The sequence below is a fragment of the Vibrio mediterranei genome (assembly GCF_900088415.1).
GTDB classification, from domain to species: Bacteria; Pseudomonadota; Gammaproteobacteria; order Enterobacterales; family Vibrionaceae; genus Vibrio; species Vibrio mediterranei.
In genome coordinates this window covers 213,021-230,462 of record NZ_FLLQ01000008.1, presented here as the reverse complement: position 1 = coordinate 230,462, position 17,442 = coordinate 213,021, and the positions used below count along the sequence as shown (strand labels likewise).

Sequence of the window (17,442 nt, the reverse complement as noted above, 5' to 3'; positions counted from 1 at the left end):
TCGCAAGCAAGCATTATCGGATCAGAATTTCACGCAGTTTTACTTCTGTTACTAAGTGTGGTGCAATTTCTAGCAAATTATAAGAGAGATGAGAGTAATTGTGACGCCTTTTGCACGCTCAATATTAGATTGGTATGAGAAATACGGTCGCAAAGAGCTACCGTGGCAACAACAAAAGACCGCTTATAAGGTTTGGTTGTCGGAAATCATGCTACAACAGACACAAGTGACCACTGTCATTCCATACTATGAAAGGTTTTTGGAGCACTTCCCCACAGTAGAGTCTTTGGCTAAAGCGCCACAAGATGAAGTGTTACACTTGTGGACGGGGTTGGGATATTACGCCCGAGCACGCAACCTTCATAAGGCCGCTCAAGTTGTTGTCGAACAGCATGGTGGTGAATTTCCTTTGTCACTCGAAGCAATGAATGCATTACCAGGAGTGGGGCGTTCGACCGCAGCTGCTGTTTTATCATCAGTTCATAAACTTCCTCATGCAATTCTCGATGGTAATGTAAAACGAACACTTGCTCGTAGTTTTGCTGTGGAAGGGTGGCCTGGGCAGAAAAAAGTAGAAAACCAGCTATGGCAAATTGCTGAACAACATACTCCCGCGGAAGATACGGATAAGTACAATCAAGCAATGATGGACATGGGGGCAATGGTTTGTACCAGAAGTCGACCAAAATGCACATTGTGTCCCGTAGAAAGCTTTTGTGTTGCTAATAAGCAGGGGAATCCTCTTGATTACCCGGGAAAGAAACCTAAGAAAACCAAACCTGAAAAAGAAACTTGGTTTGTGATTTTAAAACACCAAGATGAACTCTGGCTGGCTCAAAGGCCTCAAACGGGGATTTGGGGCGGTTTGTTTTGCTTCCCTGAGAGTCCTAGCGCAGATATTGATGAGGTGTTGGAGCAATATGGTATCCAACAGCGAAATATCCAATCTAGAGAGGTTGAAATCGCGTTTCGACATACATTCAGCCATTATCACCTCGATATAACGCCAATCGTCGTGACGCTTAACCAGCTTCCAACAATGGTGATGGAAGAGTCGAAAGGTCTTTGGTATAACATAACTAATCCAGAAAAGGTTGGATTAGCGGCACCAGTTAAGTCGCTAATTGAAACCTTACAACGACATTAATTGAGGATAACAATATGAGCCGTATGGTTTTTTGTGCTCACCTACAGAAAGATGCTGAAGGTCTCGACTTCCAATTGTACCCAGGTGAATTGGGTAAACGTATCTTCGATAACATTTCGAAAGAAGCATGGGCTTTATGGCAGTCTAAGCAGACCATGCTGATCAATGAGAAGAAGCTCAACATGATGGATCCCGAGCATCGTAAGTTGATTGAAACTGAAATGGTGAACTTCTTATTTGAAGGAAAGGATGTCGTCATCGACGGCTACACGCCGCCGTCAGAGTAATCTACAAGGAATAAATCAAACACCACCTTTTGGGTGGTGTTTTTAATGTTGTCTATGAAGAAGTTAATCTACTTTCTGGTTCCCCTATTGCTGGTGGGCTGTAGTCGCGAATTTATCGAGAAGATATATGATGTTAACTACGAGCCAACCAACCGCTTTGCTAAGAACTTAGCCGAACTCCCAGGCCAATATGTAAAAGACACAAAGGCGTTGGACGCGCTGATCAACAGCTTTAACGGTAATATCCAGAAGCGCTGGGGTAGTCGCGAAGTTAAGGTTGCTGGTAAAAGTAATTATGTGAAATACATTGATAACTACTTGAGCCGCGCCGAAGTTAACTTTAGTAAAGGTCTTATCACGATTGAAACCGTGTCTCCAACCGAGCCGGAGAAGCACCTTAAGGCCGCTATCGTGACAACGCTTTTGACGCCTGATGATCCATCAAGCGTTGACTTGTTCTCGTCTAAGGCCATTAAGTTAGAAGGTCAGCCATTCCTTTATAACCAGGTTGTCGACCAAGAGAAAAAACCAATCCAATGGACATGGCGTGCTAACCGTTTTGCCGATTATCTCATTGCGAATAAGTTAAAGACCAAAAACGTAGATTTCAAGAAGGCATACTACGTTGAGATCCCTATGGTAGCGGATCACTTTAAACAGCGTAGTTACCAGTATGCAGATATCGTACGCCGGGCTTCTAAGCGCTATGACATCCCAGAAGATCTTATCTACGCGATTATAAAAACAGAAAGTAGCTTTAACCCTTATGCGGTTAGTTGGGCTAATGCCTATGGTTTGATGCAGGTGGTGCCAAAGACTGCGGGTCGAGATGTGTTTAATCTTGTCAAAAACAAACCGGGAGAGCCGACGCCAGAGTATTTGTTCAACCCTGAACAGAATATTGATACTGGGACGGCGTACTTCTACATTCTAAAAAATCGCTACTTGAAAGATGTTAGGCATCCACTGTCGTTGGAGTACAGTATGATTTCCGCATATAACGGCGGGACGGGAGGGGTGCTGAAAACATTCCATAGTGACAGAAAGCGAGCGATGAACGACCTCAATTCGTTGCAACCGAATCAAGTTTATTGGGCGTTGACTAAAAAACACCCGAATGCTGAAGCGCGACGTTATTTGGAGAAAGTAACTAAATTCAAAAAAGATTTTAATGCTGGAAAAGGCTAATTCGTCCCGATCTGCGCAAAACGAATACGATTCGATGAAAAATGCAGCGCTTGAACGCTTTTTTGAAGTTTTTTTCAAAAAAGCGTTGACGGGAGACCGGAAAATCCGTTTAATAGCGCTCCGTTGCCCGGATAGCTCAGTCGGTAGAGCAGAGGATTGAAAATCCTCGTGTCGGTGGTTCGATTCCGCCTCCGGGCACCACAATTTGATATTGTTGGTGTTGATATAAATTAGCACGAGCAACGCAAAATAAAGTGTCGCCGACTTAGCTCAGTAGGTAGAGCAACTGACTTGTAATCAGTAGGTCACCAGTTCGATTCCGGTAGTCGGCACCATTTATTTGCCTCGATAGCTCAGTCGGTAGAGCAGAGGATTGAAAATCCTCGTGTCGGTGGTTCGATTCCGCCTCGAGGCACCATTATTTGGTGCTTAAGCAAATAATGGTCTTAACGACCAGTGCTTACACAAATAATTCCCCCTTAGTTCAGTTGGTAGAACGGCGGACTGTTAATCCGTATGTCGCAGGTTCGAGTCCCGCAGGGGGAGCCACTTTAAAAAAGACCGCATCGAAAGATGCGGTCTTTTTGCATTTACGCTCCTAAGTTTTGCAAGCTTGATGTCGCTGACCTAAGCAGCCCCGTTGTATGTAACTACGAATGCATGGTCAGTGGAGCCACTTATAAATAGGCCGTATCGTAAGATACGGCCTATTTTGCTTTTGATGTGTTTTAGTATTACTGCTTCACTACTATCTTCATAAAAAAGCCCCACCGATAAGGTGAGGCTATTGGTAGATATTAAAGACTCACTATTCTTGATGGGCGCTGGTTTGCTCTTGAGCCGCTTTCTTTGCCGCCATTTCCTTCTCTGCAAGCTTCGCTTTTTCAATCATAGGCGTAATGGTGGAGCCTTGGATAAGAATAGAGAAAACCACCACAGAGTAGGTCATTACAAGAATTATCTCTTTAACGTCGATAAGTTTGTCTTCGATAACCCAAATTCCTGATGGAATAGAGAGTGCCATTGCTAAAGCAAGACCGCCGCGTAGGCCTCCCCACGTTAAAATTCGAACTGACCAAGGGTTATAAGTGCGATAGCGTTTAAAGCCTACATAGGCCAGTGCGACACTTAAATAGCGTGCACCAAGAACCAGAGGAATAGAGAAGGCCATCAAAATCCAGTCTTCTTGATGGAATTGGAACAGCAGCATCGACATACCAATAAGTAAGAACAGTACGCCATTTAAAAACTCATCAACAAGCTCCCAGAAGTGGTCTAGGTGGTCTTCTGTTTCTTTTGAAAAGCCGATATAACGAGTCCAGTTACCGATCATAATGCCTGACACCACCATCGACAATGGGCCTGAAACATGAAGCACTTCTGCAAAAGCATAGCCGGCTGTTGGGATACCTATGGTAAGTAGTAGTTCCATAGAGTGGTCGTCGGTCGAGCTAATTAGGTAGTGGAATACTAAGCCTAAAACAAAGCCATATAAGATACCGCCTAGAGCTTCTTGTAAGAACAACATAGTCACGCTGCCGACAGTTGGTGTCTCACTGCCAAAAGCGATCGTAAAGAGAGTGACGAAGATAACCAGACCGAAACCATCGTTAAATAGTGACTCACCTTCAACCTGTGTTGAAACGCGTTCAGGCGCTTTGAGCTTTTTGACGATTGCCAATACTGCGATAGGGTCCGTTGGAGAGATAAGAGCACCAAACAGCAAGCAGTAGATGAGATCAAACTGAATGCCAATGACATTACAAAATCCATACAGCACAAAACCTATGAAGAAGGTCGAGAATAGTGTGGCACCGAGTGCGAGAACGGTGATTTCCCATTTCTGATCTTTTAAGTGAGGCAGTTTAATACCCAAACCACCTGCAAAGAGTAAGAAACCAAGGATCCCTTGTAGAAGGAAGTCTTCAAAATCAATATCAGCTACGGTCTCTGTGGCAATCTCAGTAAGTTGAAACCAATCGTTTTGGCCAGCAATCAAGATGAGCAGCGACAGCATCATTGCACCAGCTGTGATGGCTATCGTAGTCTGCATTTTTCCTATCTTGCTGTTTACAAAGGCAATTAACATTGCCGCTGCCGACAAAAAACATAAAGTCTGATAAACGGACATCACTCCACCTAGTTTGTAAAAAAATGTTAATGGGATTTTGTGCTTCTCTTGCAGGAATATCAATCACTATTTTTGAATTCATTCCTCTTGTTTATAGATTAGAGCTTAATGAGGTAACTTGCGGATTTTTCTCATAACCGAAATGAAATTGTAGTCAGTGGATAGAATATAGAAGCGCTTGTGTCAGTCCTTTTAGTTAGATAACGTGGAAGATAATAAAACTAGAAAGATTTTTAGACGTCTAGATTTCTAAAAAATCTATGATACGATGACGGCATAAGCAAGGAATGAGGCAGTATCGTGGGAAGTAACGTAAGACAACAAATAGAGAGTCAGCTAAGGCAACGAATTCTACTGATTGATGGTGGTATGGGCACCATGATTCAGGGTTATAAGCTTGAGGAAGAAGATTACAGAGGTGAGCGCTTTGCTGATTGGCCGAGTGATCTAAAAGGTAACAATGACCTTTTAGTATTGACTCAGCCAGCACTTATTAAAGAGATCCATAGTGCTTATCTGGAAGCCGGCGCGGACATCTTAGAGACCAATACCTTTAACGCTACCACGATAGCAATGGCCGACTATGATATGGAATCGCTCAGCGAGGAAATTAACTACCAAGCGGCAAAGCTGGCTCGTGAAGCCGCAGATGAGTGGACGACTAAAACGCCAGACCGACCTCGCTATGTCGCTGGTGTACTTGGCCCAACCAACAGAACCTGTTCAATATCTCCCGATGTGAATGATCCTGGATATCGTAATGTCACGTTTGATGAATTGGTAGAAGCGTACTCAGAATCAACACATGCACTGATCAAAGGTGGGTCAGACCTCATCCTTATCGAAACTATCTTCGATACACTCAATGCGAAGGCGTGCGCTTTTGCCGTCGAATCTGTATTCGAAGAGCTTGGTTATGAACTGCCAGTGATGATTTCGGGCACAATTACCGATGCATCCGGACGAACTCTTTCAGGTCAAACAACAGAAGCTTTCTATAACGCGTTACGTCACGTAAGACCGCTTTCCTTTGGCTTAAACTGTGCTTTAGGCCCTGATGAGCTTAGACAATATGTTGAAGAAATGTCGCGTATTGGCGAGAGCTTTGTTTCTGCTCACCCTAATGCCGGATTACCTAATGCCTTTGGTGAATATGACTTGTCTCCAGAAGATATGGCAGAACACATTGGTGAGTGGGCGCGCAGTGGCTTCCTAAACCTCGTTGGTGGCTGTTGTGGTACGACACCGGAGCATATTCGTCAAATGGCGAATGCCGTTGAAGGCGTCACTCCTCGTCCTCTACCAGAGCTACCTGTAGCTTGTCGACTATCAGGGTTAGAGCCACTGACGATTGAGAAAGACTCTTTATTTATTAACGTTGGTGAACGTACTAACGTAACTGGCTCTGCACGATTTAAGCGCCTAATTAAAGAAGAGCAATATGACGAAGCGTTGGAGGTTGCTCGTCAGCAAGTTGAAAATGGCGCGCAGATCATCGATATCAATATGGATGAAGGCATGCTTGATGCCGAGGCGTGCATGGTTCGTTTCTTAAACCTGTGTGCTTCTGAGCCTGAAATCTCTAAAGTACCAATCATGGTTGACTCATCAAAATGGGAAGTGATTGAAGCTGGCCTGAAGTGTATTCAAGGTAAAGGCATAGTTAACTCGATTTCCATGAAGGAAGGCAAAGAGAAATTTGTTGAGCAAGCGAAGTTAATCAGGCGCTATGGTGCTGCGGTTATCGTGATGGCGTTTGATGAAATTGGCCAAGCAGAGACTCGTGAACGTAAGCTAGAAATTTGTACCAACGCCTACAATATTCTGGTCGATGAGGTTGGTTTCCCTCCTGAAGATATCATTTTTGACCCTAACATTTTCGCAGTGGCGACAGGTATAGAAGAGCACAACAACTACGCTGTGGATTTCATTGAAGCCGTTGCCGATATTAAACGTGACCTTCCACATGCCATGATTTCTGGTGGTGTGTCTAATGTCTCGTTCTCTTTCCGCGGTAACAACTATGTCCGCGAAGCCATTCATGCCGTGTTCCTTTATCACTGTTTTAAAAATGGTATGGACATGGGTATCGTAAATGCTGGTCAGCTTGAGATTTACGACAATGTGCCTGAGAAATTGCGTGAAGCGGTTGAAGATGTCGTACTTAACCGCCGTGACGATGGCACCGAAAGACTGCTTGATATTGCCGCTGAGTATGCCAATAAGGGAGTGGGCAAAGAGGAGGATGCCAGTGCACTTGAATGGCGCACTTGGCCGGTCTCAAAGCGTTTAGAGCATGCTTTGGTAAAAGGTATCACTGAGTTTATTGTTGAAGATACCGAAGAGGCGCGTGTTAATGCGTCTAAACCTCTGGAAGTCATTGAAGGGCCATTAATGGATGGCATGAACGTGGTGGGTGACCTGTTTGGTGAAGGCAAAATGTTCTTACCTCAGGTTGTAAAATCCGCTCGTGTTATGAAACAGGCGGTTGCCCATCTAGAACCGTTTATTAATGCAGAGAAACAAGCAGGTTCTTCAAATGGTAAGATCTTACTTGCGACAGTGAAAGGCGATGTTCACGACATTGGTAAGAACATCGTTGGTGTTGTATTGCAATGTAACAACTACGAAATCATTGATCTTGGCGTTATGGTGCCGTGCGAAACGATTCTTAAAGTCGCCAAAGAAGAGAATGTGGATATTATCGGTCTGTCCGGACTGATTACTCCATCTCTTGATGAGATGGTTCATGTAGCAAAAGAGATGGAGCGTCAAGGCTTCACATTGCCTCTGTTGATAGGCGGTGCTACTACATCCAAAGCGCACACGGCAGTGAAGATCGAACAGAACTACAGTGAACCTGTTGTTTACGTGAATAACGCATCTCGTGCGGTTGGTGTTTGTACTTCACTGTTATCTGAAGAGCTTAAACCAGCCTTCATTGAAAAGCTTGATATCGATTATGAACGCGTGCGCGATCAGCACAACCGTAAAAAGCCAAGAACTAAACCGGTGACGCTTGAAGAAGCCAGAGCAAATAAGGTGGCTATCGATTGGCAAAACTACACGCCACCGATTCCAGCGAAGTCGGGCGTGCATGTATTCGAGAACTTTGAGGTCGCAACACTAAGAAATTATATCGATTGGACCCCGTTCTTTATGACTTGGTCGCTGGTGGGCAAGTATCCTGCGATACTAGAGCATGAAGAGGTAGGTGAAGAAGCGAAGCGATTGTTCCACGATGCCAATGAATTGTTAGACCGAGTTGAACGTGAAGGCTTGCTAAAAGCAAGTGGCATGTGTGCCTTATTCCCTGCGGCATCTGTCGGAGATGATATTGAAGTATACACTGATGAAACTCGCACCCAAGTTCGCAAAGTACTGCATAACTTGCGTCAGCAAACTGAAAAGCCTAAAGGGTTCAACTACTGTCTCTCTGATTATGTGGCACCAAAAGAAAGCGGTAAGCAAGATTGGATTGGTGCGTTTGCTGTAACTGGTGGTATTGGTGAACGTGAGCTGGCTGACGAGTACAAAGCCCAAGGTGACGATTACAATGCGATCATGATCCAAGCGGTTGCTGATCGTTTGGCAGAAGCGTTTGCAGAATACATGCATGAGAAAGTTCGTAAAGAGATCTGGGGTTACTCAGCAGATGAAGCCCTGTCTAATGACGACCTGATTCGTGAAAAGTACCAAGGTATCCGACCAGCCCCTGGTTACCCAGCCTGTCCAGAGCATACGGAAAAAGGTGCGTTGTGGGAGTTACTCGAGGTTGAGCAAACTATCGGTATGTCACTGACTTCTAGCTATGCGATGTGGCCAGGTGCTTCTGTGTCCGGATGGTATTTCTCACACCCTGATTCTCGATACTTTGCAATTGCACAGATTCAACAAGATCAGGTAGACAGCTATGCTGATCGTAAAGGTTGGGATCAAACGGAAGCTGAGAAGTGGTTAGGGCCTAATATCAACTAGGTTGTTCCATTTGGAAGTAGAGAAAACGGCACCTTTTGGTGCCGTTTCTTTTAATACAGGCTGGTTATTTTTTGTTCTTTGGAAAAACTTTGACCATCTTGATACGGTTCTCTTCCAGTTCAACAATTTCCATTTGATGCTCCGCAACCTGAACACTAAGGTGGCTTTCAGGAATATCTTCCAAATACTCCAACATTAAACCATTCAATGTTCTAGGGCCATCTGTTGGTAGGTTCCATTTTAGGCCTTTATTAATGTCTCGAATGTTGGCACTTCCTTCGATCAAGAAGCTGCCGTCCCCTTGCGGCGTAATTTCATCAGAGAGTGTTGGCGCCATTGAAGTTGTGAACTCACCAACGATTTCCTCGAGAATGTCTTCAAGGGTGACTAGGCCATTAATATCACCGTACTCATCAACGATCAGTCCGATACGTTCTTTATTACGTTGGAACTTCAGCATTTGCACGTTGAGTGGTGTTCCCTCAGGAATGAAGTAAACCTCATCAGCACTTCGGAGCAGGGTTTCTTTGGTGAACTCGTTTTTCTCCAACATTAAACGATAAGATTCACGCAGACGCAGCATCCCAACTACTTCATCAATCTGATCACGATACAGCACCACACGACCATGAGGTGAGTGGGTTAACTGACGAACGATTGATTTCCAATCATCATTAATATTGATACCAGTAATCTCGTTACGAGGGATCATAATGTCATTTACGGTCACGTGTTCAAGATCGAGAATAGAAATCAGCATATCTTGGTGACGTCGTGGGATCAGCGAGCCTGCTTCATTAACTACTGTTCTCAGCTCCTCCGAGCTTAAATGATCTTCATCATTGTGATTAACGCGAATACCCAATAAGCGAATAAAGCCGTTAGTAATAAAGTTAACTAAAACAACCAGAGGAGACAGAACCTTCATCAGAATGGTCAGCAAGATACTGCTCATAAAAGAGACGCGTTCTGGATACAGGGCGGCGAGCGTTTTCGGTGTGACTTCGGCAAAGACCAAAATAATCAGAGTTAGTGCACCTGTGGCAATGGCGACACCAATATCACCATAAAGGCGTAAACCGATGACGGTGGCTATGGCTGAGGCGAGAATATTAACGAGGTTGTTACCGATGAGAATTAACCCAATCAACCGATCTGGGCGATTGAGTAAGCGCTCGACGCGTTTCGCGCCTTTGTGGCCAGTCTTAGAAAGATGTTTAAGTCGATAGCGGTTCAGAGACATCATCCCTGTCTCTGAGCCGGAAAAGTAGCCGGAAATTACAATTAGACCTGCAAGGATTGCAAACAAAATACCGGTCGAAATGTCGTCCAAAACTTCAAAATTCCTTTAGTTAATAGCTGGTTAATTAATGAACCATTTATACTGTGTTGTCAACGCGACATTCGTAGTGTGCTAAGTAGAGCATATCAAGCCATTTAGCTTAGTATGATTTCCCTAACGAATCGGCTACCGAAGTATGCCAGAGTCAGCAAGGTTGCGCCTGCAACAGCAAACCAAGTCACTTTTTTGCCTCGCCATCCTTTGCGGTAATGTCCCCAAAGCAATACTGAGTAGATAATCCAAGCCAAGAACGAAAGCACACCTTTGTGAGCTTTTCCTTGAGCAAACATATCTTGAACAAACACAAAACCAGTAAGAAGCGTTGCGGTAAGCAGACCAGTGCCAATCAAAATGATCTTGAAAAGCTGTCTTTCAACCATCATTAAAGGTGGAAGATTAGGATTAATGGTCAGTGCTTTCTTATTCTTAAGCTTATGGTCAAGCCAAGCTAATTGAATTGCGTAAAGCGCACCAATGGAGAGCGTAGAATAGGAAAAAAGTGCTAACGAAATATGAATTAGCAGTTTTGGATTGTGCTCCAAGTGAGTAATAAACGCAGTTGGAACAAAAGCGGCGGCAGAGAGGTTAATGGCGGCAAAGCCGTAAACCACAGGCAATAAGAACCAAATTCGCGTTTTAAGCATGGCAATGCTCATAAATAGCGAAATAATGAAGCCAATTAATGAAGCGACATTCAAGATGCTGAGGTTTTGTCCACTGCCACTTAAGATGAGATCACTGAGTAGCCACGCATGAAAAGCTAGTGCTAAAACCGCACTGACGAGAACAGTTTTTGTACGGATCCCGACCTGGTGAACCAAGCCTGGGATAATTGTAACGATGGCCAGCACATAAAGAATAGCGGCCGCAATTGCGATTAAACTGTCCATTTTTCCTAAAAAATCGATTGCTTAGAGCTGGAATTATACCCTGCATCGACTCAATGAGCCATCGCAGAAGTAAAAAGTATTGACTCGTATTTGATCTTGTTAGGTATGACTCTCACTGCTGGCTAAGGTATACTCACTACAATTGATCGCAATTTACAGCGAAGAGAAAGAAATGTTTGAGAATTTAACGGATCGTCTATCCAAAACGCTGAAGAATATCAGCGGCAAAGGTCGTCTGACCGACGACAATATTAAAGATACTCTGCGCGAAGTTCGCATGGCGCTTCTAGAAGCCGACGTTGCTCTGCCAGTAGTTCGAGATTTCATCAAAGGCGTAAAAGAGCGTGCCGTTGGTGTTGAAGTTTCTAAATCCTTAACTCCAGGCCAAGAGTTCATCAAAATCGTTCAAGCTGAGCTTGAGTCGGTTATGGGTGAATCCAACGAAGCACTGGATCTAGCTGCACAGCCGCCTGCGGTCATCTTAATGGCAGGTCTGCAAGGTGCGGGTAAAACGACCAGTGTTGGTAAACTCTCTAAACTGCTGCATGAGCGTGACAAGAAGAAAGTTCTTGTGGTGTCTGCCGACGTTTATCGTCCAGCGGCGATCAAACAGCTAGAAACACTTGCTACCGATATTGGCGTTGATTTCTTCCCTTCATCAGCAGATCAAAAGCCAATTGATATAGCCAATGCAGCTATCGATCATGCGAAGAAAAAGTTTTATGACGTATTGATTGTCGATACCGCGGGTCGTTTAGCGGTTGACCATGAGATGATGGATGAGATTAAAGATCTCCATTCAGCAATCAACCCAGTCGAAACGCTGTTTGTTGTCGATGCGATGACAGGTCAGGATGCCGCGAACACAGCAAAAGCTTTTGGTGATGCGCTGCCGTTAACGGGTGTCATCTTAACTAAAGTCGACGGTGATGCTCGTGGTGGTGCGGCGCTTTCTGTTCGTCATATTACGGGTAAACCAGTTAAGTTCTTGGGTGTGGGTGAAAAGACTGACGCACTAGAACCTTTCCACCCAGATCGTGTTGCATCACGTATCTTAGGCATGGGTGACGTTCTTTCTCTTATCGAAGATTTACAACGTAATGTTGATACCGATAAAGCAGAAAAGATGGCGAAGAAGTTCAAGGAGAAGAAAGGTTTCGACCTAGAAGATTTCCGTGAGCAACTTGGTCAGATGCAAAATATGGGCGGTATGATGGGAATGATGGACAAGCTACCAGGCATGTCTAACTTACCTGATAACGTTAAAGACAAAGTTGACGACAAGATGTTTAAGCAGATGGAAGCGATCATCAACTCAATGACAATGAAAGAGCGTCAACGTCCTGAATTAATTAAAGGTTCTCGTAAAAAGCGTATCGCTGCAGGTTCTGGTACTCAAGTGCAAGATGTTAACCGTCTCTTGAAGCAATTCACTCAGATGCAAAAAATGATGAAGAAGATGCAGAAAGGCGGCATGCGCGGAATGATGCGCAACATGCAAGGCATGATGGGTGGCATGGGCGGCGGCGGCTTCAATCCATTTGGTCGCTAGCCGTGGATTGGCTCAGGTTTCAGTCCCTTAAGTTTCAAACTGTTATCTGCGTCACACGAGAAATGCCAGCCAAAAACTGGTGAAAAAATAGCTAAACCCCTTGCAATGCCTCGGAATAAGAGTAAAATTCCGGGGCTTTATTTTGGCACGAGACCTCAGGTTGCTCATTAGAGAAACACTTCTGAGGTCATTTTTATTATTGAGAAAGCAAAGAGGACGATATGGTAACCATTCGTTTGGCACGTCACGGCGCTAAGAAGCGTCCATTCTATCAAATCGTAGTAGCGGACAGCCGCAATGCAGCGACTGGCCGTTTCATCGAGAAAGTGGGTTTCTTTAACCCAACTGCTACTGGTCAAGAAGAAGGTCTACGTCTAGACCTAGAGCGCGTTAACCACTGGGTTGGTCAAGGCGCAACAGTTTCTGACCGTGTTGCTAAGCTAGTTAAAGACGCTCAAAAAGCGGCTTAATTATTAGTTTAGTTAGCAGTATGTCGTCGATGAAAGGTAAAGAAACTATGAGCAATACTCCCGAAAGAATTGTTGTAGGTAAATTTGGTTCTACTTATGGCATTCGTGGATGGCTTAAAGTGTTTACCTACACAGACAATCCTGAAAGTATTTTCGATTACAGTCCTTGGTACATTAGTCAAAAGGGCGAATGGGTCGAATTGAAAGTTGAAAGTTGGAAGCGCCATAACAAAGGTATGGTGTGTAAACTTGAAGGTCTTGAGGTTCGTGAAGAAGCTCACCTACTAACTAACTTTGAAATTGCAATTGATCCAGCTGTGCTTCCTGAACTGTCAGAAGATGAGTTCTACTGGCGCGAATTGTTCGGCATGAAAGTAGTGACCACAAAAGGTTACGACCTAGGTGAAGTAACCGACATGTTGGAAACGGGTTCGAACGATGTTCTGGTTGTGAAAGCAAATCTGAAAGATGCTTTTGGGCAAAAGGAACGGTTGATACCGTACCTTGAAGAGCAAGTGATCAAGAAAGTTGATCGCGAAGCTCAACGGATCGAAGTTGACTGGGATCCTGGATTCTAATCCTTAATTGGTAACTGAAAGAGCGAGAGAACAGATGTGGGTTGGCGTAATTAGCCTTTTTCCAGACATGTTCCGCAGCGTTACTGATTATGGAGTAACAGGTCAAGCGGTTAAAAAAGGTCTACTGTCGATTGAGACATGGAATCCTCGTGATTTCACTCACGACAAACATCGCACTGTCGATGATAGACCCTACGGTGGTGGTCCTGGCATGTTGATGATGGTTCAGCCATTGCGCGATGCCATTCACGCAGCCAAACAGGCATCACCGGGTAAGACGAAAGTTATTTACCTTTCTCCTCAAGGTCGTAAGCTCGACCAGATTGGGGTAGAAGAACTAGCGAAAAACGACAACCTTGTGTTGATTTGTGGACGCTACGAAGGGGTAGATGAGCGCATCATCCAAACAGAGGTTGACGAAGAATGGTCAATCGGAGATTTTGTGATGACAGGTGGGGAAATCCCAGCCATGACGCTAATCGACTCAGTCTCACGGTTTGTTCCGGGAGTACTAGGCGATTTTGCTTCAGCAGAAGAAGATTCTTTTGCAAATGGCTTACTAGATTGTCCACACTATACGCGCCCTGAAGTTCTAGACGATTTAGAGGTACCAAGTGTCCTCAAGTCTGGTAACCATAAGGACATTCGTCGCTGGCGACTTAAGCAGTCGTTAGGCCGTACTTGGCTAAGAAGACCGGAGCTCCTGGAAAACCTAGCTCTGACTGACGAACAGGAACAATTACTTGCCGAGTTCATAAAAGAGCATCGAGTTAATAGCAAGTAACCTATTTAATTTAGTATCAGTTTATTCTAGGAATTTAAGAACATGAGTAACATCATCAAGGCTCTTGAAGAAGAGCAAATGAAATCAGGCCTACCTAAATTTGCACCAGGTGACACTGTTGTAGTTCAGGTTAAAGTAAAAGAAGGTGACCGTGAGCGTCTACAGGCTTACGAAGGCGTTGTAATCGCTATCCGTAACCGTGGTCTTCACTCTGCTTTCACTGTTCGTAAGATCTCGAACGGCGAAGGTGTTGAGCGTACGTTCCAAACTCACTCTCCAATGGTTGATAGCATCGAAGTTAAACGCCGTGGTGCAGTACGTCGTGCCAAGCTGTACTACCTACGTGAGCGTTCTGGTAAGTCTGCTCGTATCAAAGAGAAACTTGCTAAGAAGTAATGCTATTTTACTAGCGTTCTCAAGTATTAAGCGGAGCCCAAGGGCTCCGCTTTTTTATGTTTGAAGTTAACACATTAGCACTTTTACTTATGTGTCCGGTTAGAGCTGTTAGCTATAAGCTCGGTCAATACTCTTTGATAAGATCCCTGCCTACGCAGGGATGACGAGATATACGGGACGGTAACTGCTGGACCGGGTTAGTAATTATCTTCTGACCAGCCATCGCTGTCAGACATATCTGGTGCGCCAGGAATGGTGTTCTCTTCGTCGGCCCACTCACCAAAATCAATCATTTGGCACTGCTTTGAGCAAAACGGGCGAAAAGGGCTGTCTTCGTTCCATACAACTTCAGCTTTACATTGAGGGCATGGAACAACGGTTGGTTTACTCATAGTGATTCCTGAGTGTTACTTTCAGCTGCAAACAGCTAATTCAAATTCAATATCATTAGGGTAGGCTTGACCTGATTCAAAGGCAATAAACTTCACTGCAAAGCGGTTTTTGTGCCCTGAAATCATTGGGTAGACACCATAATCCATCGGAATGGTTAGACGAAGGATATTGGCTTCTTCAGCGTCACTTTGATAAAACCCAGAGCGGGCAATTTGTTTCTTAAAGCGACCAGTCTCACGAGTAAGCTTCAGCCATAACTGAAGGGCATTCATAAGTGGTTTGACTGACGCTAACCAAGCTTCAGCATCATGCATACGTTTTTCAATCGGCAGATGTAACCAGTAATGCAATGACGGAAGATCGAAACAGCATGAACCACCCGGCAGTCCAAATCGTTGGCGGATTGCGCTGAGGAAGCGATCTTCTTTCAGGGATTGACCGAATCGTTCGGCCATCATCAAGTCTTTATGTACACCATCTAGATCCCTTAAGATCGAGCCTAGCATTTCCTGATCGACGTCATCGACATTAAGCCATGCACGATAAGTTTGGCGTTGTTTCTCAAGATCTTTAGCAAGTTCGCTTTTGAGCTGGATTTGTTCAAAGATCTCCAGTAAATCAAACAGTGATTTGAAGAAAATTTGATACTGATAATTATCTGAAAAAGACGAGGAGTGCTGAAGCTGTCTCAATAGAGATTCAACTCTTAGGTACATTCTTGTTTTTTCATTAAGAGGGTGTTCGAATCTATTTGTGATCATCTGCTAGCCTTTAAACGCTTCCCTGCTATTTTCACCGATTTTGTTCGCATAATGCTAGGTACTTTTGGTGTAATTCTGTGACTTGGGACAAAAGTTGAGCGTTATCAGTATTATTATCAATCACATCGTCAGCATGCAATAAACGAGTTTCTCGGTCTACTTGTGATTTGAGTATAGAACGCACTTGTGACTCAGGCACCCCATCACGTGTCATTGTTCGGTAAATTTGTGTTTCTTCACAGACATCTACAACTAAAACACGGTCAGCCATAGTTTGCAGCCCATTCTCGATGAGAAGTGGAACTACGAATAGGGTATAAGGGCTGGTGGATGCATCCAGTTGTGATTGCATGCGCCCTCTGATCATCGGGTGCAGTAAGTTATTTACCCAAAGTTTTTCGTCCTCATTAGCAAAAATACGCTCCCGAAGTGCGCTGCGATTAAGAGAACCATCTGCTTGGAGGATCGCAACACCAAAGTGTTGCGTTAAAGCGTCAAGACCTGCCGAACCTACTTCTACAACTTCTCGAGCAACAAGGTCTGCATCGACCACATCAATGGCGAAGTTATCGTGAAAAAGGTTGGCAACGGTGGTTTTTCCGCTGGCAATACCGCCGGTAAGCCCAATAACAAATCCCATGGTTACATCCCTATATACGACTTGAGGTAGTATTGAATAAGCTGCTCGCCCCACAATGCGCTAATCCAACCGGCAATAGCGAGATAAGGGCCGAAAGGAAATGCAACATCAATCCCTTTCTTTTGCATTCGCAATTGAACGAGACCAAATAAAACCCCGACAACGGATGACATTAAGACGATCAGAGGCAAGTGTTGCCAGCCTAACCATGCTCCGAGAGCTGCCAGCAACTTAAAGTCACCGTAGCCCATACCCTCTTTACCTGTTAGTAGTTTAAACAGCCAGAAAATGGACCATAAGCAGAGGTAGCCAGCCATGGCACCAATTACAGAATCCGTCAACGAAATTGGAGAGATGCCTAATAATGCTAGTGCAATGCCTAACCACATCAGAGGTAAGGTAAGCTGGTCTGGCAACAGCATGGTATCGAAGTCAATAAAAGTGGCACCGATAAGCACGAAGGTAAAGACGATTAACGCTAAGCTATATTCACTATACCCAAGTTGCCACGCTACGGTTGCACACATGGCTGCCGTCAGGAGCTCAATAAGTGGGTAACGAGCACTGATTTTATGACTGCAATGATGACACTTGCCCTTAAGTAACAACCAGCTGAGTACAGGAATATTATCGATAATTCGAATCGGTGTATGGCATTTAGGGCATGCCGAGCGCGGCACGCTAAGGTTAAATTTATCTTCTGGAGGGGCAATTTTGTACTCAGGAAAGGCTTCGGCACATTCTTCGCGCCAACCACGCTCCATCATTATCGGTAATCGATAAATGACGACATTCAAAAAACTGCCAACGATCAAGCCGAAGAGAGCCGCAAAAGCAGGGAAGAGCCAAGGATAATAAGAAAATGCGTCCATTCTTGAGTATGAAACCGTAAAATCAGTGAGTTA

The 17,442-nt window shown here is 44.5% G+C and carries 16 protein-coding genes and 4 tRNA genes; 13 read left to right on the top strand and 7 right to left on the bottom strand.

All coding sequences use genetic code 11. The features are described from left to right. Positions 1–88: 88 nt before the first annotated feature. The 7 genes from mutY to VME0621_RS20860 all read left to right on the top strand — a co-directional run bounded on the left by mutY (position 89) and on the right by VME0621_RS20860 (position 3,171). Positions 89–1,147, top strand: a complete 1,059-nt coding sequence (gene mutY, locus VME0621_RS20890; RefSeq protein WP_216613724.1) for an A/G-specific adenine glycosylase — start codon at positions 89–91, stop codon at positions 1,145–1,147. A 14-nt stretch (positions 1,148–1,161) separates the two neighbouring features. Then, positions 1,162–1,434: an oxidative damage protection protein gene (locus tag VME0621_RS20885; protein WP_038224304.1), complete on the top strand. Its 273-nt coding sequence runs from the start codon at positions 1,162–1,164 to the stop codon at positions 1,432–1,434. 54 nt (positions 1,435–1,488) lie between these two features. Then, a complete protein-coding gene (mltC, locus tag VME0621_RS20880; protein ID WP_038224375.1) occupies positions 1,489–2,622 on the top strand; it encodes a membrane-bound lytic murein transglycosylase MltC in 1,134 nt (377 codons plus the stop codon). A 125-nt stretch (positions 2,623–2,747) separates the two neighbouring features. Beyond that, positions 2,748–2,823, top strand: a tRNA-Phe gene (locus tag VME0621_RS20875). Between the two features lie 58 nt (positions 2,824–2,881). Beyond that, positions 2,882–2,957, top strand: a tRNA-Thr gene (locus VME0621_RS20870). Between the two features lie 7 nt (positions 2,958–2,964). Further along, positions 2,965–3,040 (top strand) — tRNA-Phe (locus VME0621_RS20865). 55 nt (positions 3,041–3,095) lie between these two features. Beyond that, positions 3,096–3,171 (top strand) — tRNA-Asn (locus VME0621_RS20860). A 259-nt stretch (positions 3,172–3,430) separates the two neighbouring features. On the opposite strand, the gene VME0621_RS20855 is transcribed toward VME0621_RS20860, so the two are convergent. Beyond that, entirely contained in the window at positions 3,431–4,753 is a 1,323-nt protein-coding gene (locus VME0621_RS20855) for a cation:proton antiporter (RefSeq protein ID WP_062459972.1), read from the bottom strand. Between the two features lie 300 nt (positions 4,754–5,053). On the opposite strand from VME0621_RS20855, the gene metH reads away from it, so the two are divergent. Continuing rightward, entirely contained in the window at positions 5,054–8,731 is a 3,678-nt protein-coding gene (gene metH, locus VME0621_RS20850) for a methionine synthase (RefSeq protein ID WP_006075527.1), read from the top strand. A gap of 64 nt (positions 8,732–8,795) precedes the next feature. Here metH and VME0621_RS20845 read toward each other — a convergent pair whose 3' ends face one another. Together VME0621_RS20845 and VME0621_RS20840 are read right to left on the bottom strand one after the other, a co-directional pair. Beyond that, positions 8,796–10,064, bottom strand: a complete 1,269-nt coding sequence (locus VME0621_RS20845; protein ID WP_006075528.1) for an HlyC/CorC family transporter — start codon at positions 10,062–10,064, stop codon at positions 8,796–8,798. 104 nt (positions 10,065–10,168) lie between these two features. Further along, positions 10,169–10,963 (bottom strand): cytochrome C assembly family protein, encoded by a 795-nt coding sequence (locus VME0621_RS20840; protein WP_038224308.1) that lies wholly within the window; start codon positions 10,961–10,963, stop codon positions 10,169–10,171. Positions 10,964–11,135: 172 nt separating this feature from the next. Between VME0621_RS20840 and ffh the strand changes: the two genes are divergently transcribed. From ffh to rplS, 5 genes are all read left to right on the top strand, one after another. Then, the gene (gene ffh, locus VME0621_RS20835) at positions 11,136–12,515 is read left to right on the top strand and encodes a signal recognition particle protein (protein ID WP_006075530.1); all 1,380 of its coding nucleotides are present in this window, start codon (positions 11,136–11,138) and stop codon (positions 12,513–12,515) included. 221 nt (positions 12,516–12,736) lie between these two features. Continuing rightward, positions 12,737–12,985 carry a 30S ribosomal protein S16 gene (gene rpsP / locus VME0621_RS20830; protein ID WP_031494887.1) on the top strand — a complete coding sequence of 83 codons (249 nt, stop codon included), beginning with the start codon at positions 12,737–12,739 and terminating at the stop codon, positions 12,983–12,985. 20 nt (positions 12,986–13,005) lie between these two features. Beyond that, the gene (gene rimM / locus VME0621_RS20825) at positions 13,006–13,563 is read left to right on the top strand and encodes a ribosome maturation factor RimM (protein WP_031494889.1); all 558 of its coding nucleotides are present in this window, start codon (positions 13,006–13,008) and stop codon (positions 13,561–13,563) included. 34 nt (positions 13,564–13,597) lie between these two features. Continuing rightward, a complete protein-coding gene (gene trmD, locus VME0621_RS20820; RefSeq protein WP_038224311.1) occupies positions 13,598–14,347 on the top strand; it encodes a tRNA (guanosine(37)-N1)-methyltransferase TrmD in 750 nt (249 codons plus the stop codon). Between the two features lie 42 nt (positions 14,348–14,389). Next, a complete protein-coding gene (rplS, locus tag VME0621_RS20815; protein WP_006074418.1) occupies positions 14,390–14,743 on the top strand; it encodes a 50S ribosomal protein L19 in 354 nt (117 codons plus the stop codon). 197 nt (positions 14,744–14,940) lie between these two features. Here rplS and yacG read toward each other — a convergent pair whose 3' ends face one another. From yacG to VME0621_RS20795, 4 genes are read right to left on the bottom strand one after another with little or no spacing between them, the layout of a single operon-like run. Next, complete coding sequence (gene yacG / locus VME0621_RS20810) at positions 14,941–15,135, bottom strand: DNA gyrase inhibitor YacG (protein WP_006074419.1); 195 nt, start codon at positions 15,133–15,135, stop codon at positions 14,941–14,943. A gap of 21 nt (positions 15,136–15,156) precedes the next feature. Beyond that, entirely contained in the window at positions 15,157–15,897 is a 741-nt protein-coding gene (gene zapD, locus VME0621_RS20805; protein WP_006074420.1) for a cell division protein ZapD, read from the bottom strand. A gap of 31 nt (positions 15,898–15,928) precedes the next feature. After that, positions 15,929–16,537, bottom strand: a complete 609-nt coding sequence (coaE, locus tag VME0621_RS20800; protein WP_062459970.1) for a dephospho-CoA kinase — start codon at positions 16,535–16,537, stop codon at positions 15,929–15,931. 2 nt (positions 16,538–16,539) lie between these two features. Then, positions 16,540–17,409: a prepilin peptidase gene (locus tag VME0621_RS20795; RefSeq protein WP_062459968.1), complete on the bottom strand. Its 870-nt coding sequence runs from the start codon at positions 17,407–17,409 to the stop codon at positions 16,540–16,542. Positions 17,410–17,442: the final 33 nt, after the last annotated feature.

Coding starts and splice junctions, on each gene's coding strand:
- yacG (WP_006074419.1), bottom strand. CDS start 15,135: ATGAGTAAACCAACCGTTGTTCCATGCCCTCAATGTAAAGCTGAAGTT.
- mutY (WP_216613724.1), top strand. CDS start 89: ATGAGAGTAATTGTGACGCCTTTTGCACGCTCAATATTAGATTGGTAT.
- rimM (WP_031494889.1), top strand. CDS start 13,006: ATGTCGTCGATGAAAGGTAAAGAAACTATGAGCAATACTCCCGAAAGA.
- ffh (WP_006075530.1), top strand. CDS start 11,136: ATGTTTGAGAATTTAACGGATCGTCTATCCAAAACGCTGAAGAATATC.
- coaE (WP_062459970.1), bottom strand. CDS start 16,537: ATGGGATTTGTTATTGGGCTTACCGGCGGTATTGCCAGCGGAAAAACC.
- rpsP (WP_031494887.1), top strand. CDS start 12,737: ATGGTAACCATTCGTTTGGCACGTCACGGCGCTAAGAAGCGTCCATTC.
- VME0621_RS20885 (WP_038224304.1), top strand. CDS start 1,162: ATGAGCCGTATGGTTTTTTGTGCTCACCTACAGAAAGATGCTGAAGGT.
- VME0621_RS20795 (WP_062459968.1), bottom strand. CDS start 17,409: ATGGACGCATTTTCTTATTATCCTTGGCTCTTCCCTGCTTTTGCGGCT.
- zapD (WP_006074420.1), bottom strand. CDS start 15,897: ATGATCACAAATAGATTCGAACACCCTCTTAATGAAAAAACAAGAATG.
- VME0621_RS20855 (WP_062459972.1), bottom strand. CDS start 4,753: ATGTCCGTTTATCAGACTTTATGTTTTTTGTCGGCAGCGGCAATGTTA.
- rplS (WP_006074418.1), top strand. CDS start 14,390: ATGAGTAACATCATCAAGGCTCTTGAAGAAGAGCAAATGAAATCAGGC.
- mltC (WP_038224375.1), top strand. CDS start 1,489: ATGAAGAAGTTAATCTACTTTCTGGTTCCCCTATTGCTGGTGGGCTGT.
- trmD (WP_038224311.1), top strand. CDS start 13,598: ATGTGGGTTGGCGTAATTAGCCTTTTTCCAGACATGTTCCGCAGCGTT.
- VME0621_RS20840 (WP_038224308.1), bottom strand. CDS start 10,963: ATGGACAGTTTAATCGCAATTGCGGCCGCTATTCTTTATGTGCTGGCC.